The sequence below is a fragment of the Rhodanobacter soli genome (assembly GCF_039523495.1).
Classification (GTDB): Bacteria; Pseudomonadota; Gammaproteobacteria; order Xanthomonadales; family Rhodanobacteraceae; genus Rhodanobacter; species Rhodanobacter soli.
In genome coordinates this window covers 188,344-194,446 of sequence record NZ_BAAAFK010000001.1, presented here as the reverse complement: position 1 = coordinate 194,446, position 6,103 = coordinate 188,344, and the positions used below count along the sequence as shown (strand labels likewise).

The window sequence follows — 6,103 nt, the reverse complement described above, 5'->3', positions numbered from 1 at the left end:
ACGCAACCTTTCATGGCTTGACCGGCACTCATGTTTTTCAGATCACTCCCGGCTCGCGCTCAAGTTCTGCCGTGAAGGCGAGGCTGGCCATGGAGTGCGCAAGGGGATCGGCTTGATGACGGCAACGCGCAGGGGCACTCGGGGATGGGGTTGAAGAACGAAACCCTGCCGGGGGAAAACGGCGAGGGTGCATCCACGCGTCCCGGAAAGTTGGTGGTGCTGCACTGGCTCACCCTGCTTTGCGTGGTTTCCGGGGTGGTGCTGATCCTGATCCGCGACGAAGTCGCCGGACGCGCCATGCGCCAGTGGCTGCTCGATGGGCATCGCCATTTCGGGGTGCTCGTGCTTCTGCTTTTCGTCGCCCGCGTGGCCTTGCGCATCCGCTCGGGCAAGCTGCCGCCGACCGGCGATCCGTCACGGCTTACCCGCGCCGCCGCGGCACTCGTCCACGTCGCCCTGTACGCCCTGCTGCTCGCCCTGCCCCTGTTGGGCTGGGCCCTCAACGATGCGCTGGGCAAGCCAGCCCATCTGCTCGGCGTGGCGCTGCCGGCACTGGTGGGCGCCGATGAGGATCTCGCCGACGAACTGCTGGCATGGCATCAGGATGCCGCCTGGCTACTGCTCGGATTGGTTCTGCTGCATGCCGCCGCAGCGCTGTGGCACCACTTCGTCCTGCGCGACGGGGTGCTGCGCACGATGTTGCCGAAACCCCGCCGCTGATGGGCCTGCCGCCCCTCACTTACTGCGGCGCCCCACCCGACAAGGAGACTCCATGTTGTCTTTTCTGAACCGACGCACGAGACGCCGGCCCGGGAACACGCACCTGTGGTACGGCCTTGCAGCGCTCCTGCTGCTCGCCAGTACTGCCGCCCAGGCAGTGCCGAGCTATGCCCGCCAGACCGGCGCCGCCTGCGCGGATTGCCACGCCGGCGCTTACGGCCCCGCGCTGACGCCCTACGGCATGCGTTTCAAGCTCAACGGCTACACCGACACCGACGGCAACGGCGGCAAGCTTCCGCTGGCCGCGCAGCTCATCGCCACGCGCTCCATCCCGGCCCGCGGCGAGAGCACGACGCGGCTGACCGAAGCCGATCTCTACCTGGCCGGACGCCTCACCGACCAGGTCGGCGGTTACGTCAAGGTCGAGAACAGCAACATCGGCAACAACACCTTCCGCACCCGGCTGAACAACGTCGACCTGCGCTTCGTCGCCAAGGACCTCAAGCTCGGCGACAAGCAAGCGACGCTCGGCGTGACCGTCAACAACAACCCCGGCTTCCAGGATCCGATCGCCGCATTGCCGGGCGCCGCGGGCATCGGGCCACCGTCGGTTTCCGGCAGCTTGCTCAACCTGTCTGCACTGGCCCACCGCGTCATCGGCGCCAGCGTCTATGGCCTGTACGACTCGACCTGGTATGGCGAAGTCGGCTCCTACACCGCCCTGCCGACGTCCCAGCAGGATCACCTGGGCTACGCCGTTTCGGGTGACCCGGGCAAGCTCAGCGATACCGGCTATTTCCGCTTCGCCTACATGAAGGATCTCAAGCGCCAGTTCTTCTCGGCCGGCGTGGTCGCGCTGAGCACGCGGCGCCAGCTCCCCCGTACCGGGCCGCGCGACGACATCACCGACCTGGGCTACGACCTGACCTACCAGTTCCTCGGCAACCGGGAACATATCGTGCAGCTGAGCTACACGAACATTCTCGAAAAACGCCGGTACGGCAGCACGCCCGCAAGTCCCTCCACTCCGGGTCTCGCCGCACGGACCCGCGGGGTCGTGCGCGACCAGACCACCAGCCTGACCTACACCTTCCGGCAGAGCTACGGGATCACCCTCACCCATCTGGTGAACAGTGGCAGCCGCGACGCGGTTCGCTACACGCCGTACGGCGTGCCCGACACCACCAGCAACCTCATCGGCGTGTTCTGGGCGCCGTTCGGCAAGGACGACTCGTACACCTCGGTGGCGAACATGAAGATCGCCGCCACCTGGTTCCGCTTCGCCCGGTTCAATGGCAGCCGCACGAACATCTTCGGCGCCGCGCCGGGATCGGCTGTTGCGGCGACCGATGCGCGGGACCTCGATGCGTTCTCGCTTTCCCTGAGCGTGGCCTTCTAGAAAACGTGTACGGGAGCCGGAACGTGACCAAGTTGCTTTTACGTGGCGCCGCCGTCGCCGGGCTCTGCCTGGGCGGGGCGCTGGCCTCGCCGCTCGCCCATGCCGGCAATGTCGCTGCCGGGTCGGATGTGTTCAAGGCGGAATGCGCCGAATGCCACAGCGTCCGGGCCGGGCGCAACAAGAAGGGCCCCAGCCTGTTCGCGGTCGTGGGGCGCGCGGCGGGCACCTTGCCGGGTTACAACTATTCGGATGCCCTGCGCGCGGCGCACTGGACCTGGACACCGGAAAAGCTGCATGGCTATCTGTCGCAGCCGGCAGGAAAGGCCAACCCCGGCACCCGGATGAAATACGACGGCCTTGCCGATCCCCGGGATCTGGACGATCTTGTCGCCTACCTCGGCACCCTCCATCCATGACATGCTTCGGCCAGCGCAGATCGATGGAAACTCGCCGCACCATCCTGCCCGGGATGGTGCGAACGCCGCCGACGTCCACACTGGCCGTTTCATCACGAACCAATGTGCTTAACGACACTCTGGCAAGCAGTATTGGACTGCCCCGCGGCATGGCCGCCGGCATGTCTGCGCGGGCGTGGCTTGCGTGCGGCTGATCCGCTCCTGATGCGTTCGCCTCGTGGCCATGCCATCCGGGCCGGTTTCGCAGCACTGATCATGGGCGCATGCCTGGCACCGGCGCTGCATGCCCAGTCGACCACCTTCAGCGGCGCCGTGGCACTCAGCTCGCAGCTGGTGGACCGGGGCCAGGCGATGACCCGTACGACGCCCGTCCTGCAGGGAGCCGCCTCCTGGGCTTTCCCGGCGGGCTGGTCGCTGGGTCTGTCCGGCAGCGCCGAGGTGCAATCGCCCAGCCACGTCGTGGCGGCCCTCGCCCAGGCGTCGCGCCACTGGTCGCTTGCCGGCGACTGGCAGATGCAGGCGAACCTGCTCTACTACAGATACTCCGGCACGGCCCGTTCCAGAGCCTTCGACCGCGCCGAAGCGGGGCTCAGCTGGACCTATCGGGACGTGCTGACCCTGGGTCTGTCGACCATCTACGTCATCGGCAGCAAAGGCCAGCATCGGCCGCGCGGCGCCGCGGATATCAGTTACCACTGGCCGCTGGCACGCCAGCTCTTCCTTTCCGCCGGGGCGGGTGCGACCCAGTCTCCCATTGCGCCCTACAACGCCTACGGCTACAGCCACGAGTACGATCATGTGGGTCCCCGTCGCCGTGCCCGCGAGGGCATCCACGCCTACGGTCACGTGGGCTTGCTGTGGAGGCATGGACCCTGGCGGATCGAGCTCGACCGCATCCTGGCCGACCCGAAAACGCGGTGGCAGTGGGACGTCATGGATGCCTCGCCCTGGGTCGCCACCCTTTCGCGGTCCTTTTGATCCGGAGGCAACCTTTTCGCGTTGATACGGTACCTACTTCGCAGCCGAGTCCCCGACCTCTTCCAGGCCCATGAACGACGACGATATCGACTCTGACGCCACCGACCGCATGCTGCTGCAACGCATGGCGGCGGACGACCGTGTCGCGTTGGGGATCCTGTACCGCAGTTATCACGGCAGGCTGTGCCGCTTCCTGACCCGACTGACGCGGCGCGCCGACGTCATCGAGGAAGTCATCAACGACTGCTTCTGGATCGCCTGGCAGAAGGCCGGCAGCTTCCACGGAGACTCGCGCGTTTCCACCTGGCTCATGGGCATTGCCTATCGCTGCGGGCTGAAGGCGCTGCGGCAGCACGGCGATGAACCCGTCGAAGACGACGCCCGGCAGGAAGAACGCACCCCTGCCCACGACCTGGACGAAGACCGCGAGTTGCGCGACTGGTTGGGCAAGGGGCTGGAGCGCCTGTCGGTGGATCAGCGGGTCGTGATCGAGCTGGTCTACGGGGTGGGTCACACCCTGGACGACGTCGCGGTAATCATGCAGTGCCCCGTGGGCACGGTGAAGGCACGCCTGTTCCATGCGCGGGTCAAGCTGCGCAACGTGCTGCCGGCCTTGGCGGGAGAATCGCCAAAACGCACGGAGAACGCACCATGACGTTTCCGATGGATTCCGGCAAGGACTGCGTCCGCGCCTGGGAAGCGATGCCCTGGGTCCTGCAGGACAGCGCCACGCAAGAACAGGGCGCGTGGCTGGAAGACCACCTTGCGCAGTGCGAATCGTGCCGCGCGGAGTTCGCCCAGCAAAGTCGCCTGCGGCTTGCCCTGTCGCTGCCGGCGGACGTTCCGGTCGACGCTGACGTCGGGCTCGGTCGCCTGCTGGCCCGCCTCGACATGCCCGACCCCCAGGAGCTGCGCCTGCGCTCGCGCCCGGGAAACTGGTTGAGCCGGGCACTGGTTGCCGCGGTGCTGGTCCAGGCGCTCGGCCTCGGCGTACTGGGCGTGAAGCTGTGGTCGGGGGGCGGCGAGCCTTCGTACCGCACGCTCAGCCAGGAAACCCTGCCCGCGGCCCCGGGCGCGATCCGTGTCGTGCCCGACGCGGGCATGACGCTGGCCGACTGGAACGCGCTGCTGCATGCCCTGCGGCTGCAGGTGGTGAGCGGTCCCAACGATGTGGGTGCCTACACGGTCGCCCCGGTGAGTTCCGCTTCGACGGCGCAGCATGCCTTGCAGCAGCTGCGCACCACGCGCGGCATCCTGCTGGCGGAGCCTGTCGCCGTCACGCCATGAGATACGGCATCCCCTTCCTTGTCGTGGCGGTGGCCCTGAGCGCGTGCGTGCCCACGCGCCCCATGGTCACCCCGGACAACCACGCCGGCCTCGGCCGCATGGCGGTCGCCAGCGCGTCCGCGATGGACAGCCAGCGCGACATCATCCTGGCCGTCGCCAACCCGCTGGAGCCACCGCCGATACACGCCGGCTCCAGCCTGCTCGGCTATGCCCCGTCCAGGTACTACGGCGCCGGCCAGCACGCGGCATCCACCCTGGCGGCGCTGAAGAAGAGCTACGCGTTCAGCGAGGTCGCCGGCTGGCCAATCAAGACCCTCGACCTGTACTGCATCGTGCTGCAGCCGCCGCCCGGCACGAGCCGCGACAGCCTGCTCAAGGCGCTCGCCGGGGACCGCCGCGTGCAGCTCGCGCAGCCATTGCACGACTATGCCGTTTACGGCAAACGGTCCGCTGAGGCGGCACACCACTACAACGATCCCTACGTCCGCCTGCAACGCGGTTTCCTCGAAACCGATACCGCGCTGGCACACGACTTCAGCCAGGGCAGCGGGATCCGCATCGCGGTCGTCGACACGGGTGTCGACCTGACGCATCCCGACCTTCGCGGGCGCATCCACGATGCGCACAACCTGGTCGACGACGACGCGGCGGCGTTCGACCGCGACAGCCACGGCACGGAAGTCGCCGGCATCATCGCCGCGGATGGCGACAACCACCAGGGCATCGTGGGGATCGCGCCCGAGGCCACGCTCAGCGTCTACAAGGCCTGCTGGTACCCGCAAGTGCCGAACGCCGGCGCACGCTGCAACTCCTTCACGCTGGCCAAGGCGCTGGCGACGATCATCGACACCGACGCCCGCATCATCAACCTGAGCCTGGGCGGGCCCGCCGATCCGCTGCTCAACCTGCTGCTGGTGCAGATCCTGGAACAGGGCCGCATCGTGGTCGCCGCCATTCCGCCGGAAGGGAACGTCGACGGCTTCCCCGACAACACGCCAGGGGTCATCCTGGTTCGCGTGAGCGGCATGTCGGCGGCCCCGCCCGGCGTCCTCAGCGCCCCCGGCGACGACATCCTGACCACCCAGCCCGGGGGTGGCTACGACTTCACTTCCGGGCCGTCGATGGCGGCGCCACACGTGAGCGGGATGGCCGCCCTGCTGCTGTCCATTGCGCCGGGACTGGATGCGCGAGCGATCCGTGATCTCCTGCTACGCAGCAGCAAGGTCTCCGACGGAGTCCTCCAGGTGAACGCCGCGTCGGCCGTGACCGAGCTGCGCGACACGCCGAAAGCCACCCGCTGATC

The 6,103-nt window shown here is 67.7% G+C and carries 7 protein-coding genes; all 7 read left to right on the top strand.

All coding sequences use genetic code 11. The annotated features are described in order from the left end of the window. The first annotated feature begins 150 nt into the window (after positions 1-150). The 7 genes from ABD024_RS00910 (at position 151) to ABD024_RS00880 (ending at position 6,101) form a co-directional block, all read left to right on the top strand. Complete coding sequence (locus ABD024_RS00910) at positions 151-720, top strand: cytochrome b/b6 domain-containing protein (protein WP_425543104.1); 570 nt, start codon at positions 151-153, stop codon at positions 718-720. 52 nt (positions 721-772) lie between these two features. Beyond that, a complete protein-coding gene (locus ABD024_RS00905; RefSeq protein ID WP_343848750.1) occupies positions 773-2,119 on the top strand; it encodes a cytochrome C in 1,347 nt (448 codons plus the stop codon). A gap of 23 nt (positions 2,120-2,142) precedes the next feature. After that, positions 2,143-2,535: a c-type cytochrome gene (locus tag ABD024_RS00900; RefSeq protein ID WP_343848748.1), complete on the top strand. Its 393-nt coding sequence runs from the start codon at positions 2,143-2,145 to the stop codon at positions 2,533-2,535. 204 nt (positions 2,536-2,739) lie between these two features. Beyond that, positions 2,740-3,513: a TorF family putative porin gene (locus ABD024_RS00895; RefSeq protein WP_343848746.1), complete on the top strand. Its 774-nt coding sequence runs from the start codon at positions 2,740-2,742 to the stop codon at positions 3,511-3,513. Between the two features lie 70 nt (positions 3,514-3,583). Continuing rightward, a complete protein-coding gene (locus ABD024_RS00890) occupies positions 3,584-4,168 on the top strand; it encodes a sigma-70 family RNA polymerase sigma factor (RefSeq protein WP_343848744.1) in 585 nt (194 codons plus the stop codon). Next, complete coding sequence (locus ABD024_RS00885) at positions 4,165-4,800, top strand: anti-sigma factor family protein (RefSeq protein WP_343848742.1); 636 nt, start codon at positions 4,165-4,167, stop codon at positions 4,798-4,800. The genes ABD024_RS00890 and ABD024_RS00885 overlap by 4 nt, the downstream gene beginning before the upstream one ends. Before the next feature lie 62 nt (positions 4,801-4,862). Continuing rightward, on the top strand, positions 4,863-6,101 hold the full coding sequence (locus ABD024_RS00880; RefSeq protein WP_425543155.1) for a S8 family serine peptidase: 1,239 nt from the start codon (positions 4,863-4,865) through the stop codon (positions 6,099-6,101). The last annotated feature ends 2 nt before the right edge of the window (positions 6,102-6,103 follow it).

Bases quoted from the DNA above. Each gene is read 5' to 3' on its own strand.
- ABD024_RS00905 (WP_343848750.1), top strand. From the start codon at position 773: ATGTTGTCTTTTCTGAACCGACGCACGAGACGCCGGCCCGGGAACACG.
- ABD024_RS00895 (WP_343848746.1), top strand. From the start codon at position 2,740: ATGCGTTCGCCTCGTGGCCATGCCATCCGGGCCGGTTTCGCAGCACTG.
- ABD024_RS00890 (WP_343848744.1), top strand. From the start codon at position 3,584: ATGAACGACGACGATATCGACTCTGACGCCACCGACCGCATGCTGCTG.
- ABD024_RS00885 (WP_343848742.1), top strand. From the start codon at position 4,165: ATGACGTTTCCGATGGATTCCGGCAAGGACTGCGTCCGCGCCTGGGAA.
- ABD024_RS00880 (WP_425543155.1), top strand. From the start codon at position 4,863: ATGGTCACCCCGGACAACCACGCCGGCCTCGGCCGCATGGCGGTCGCC.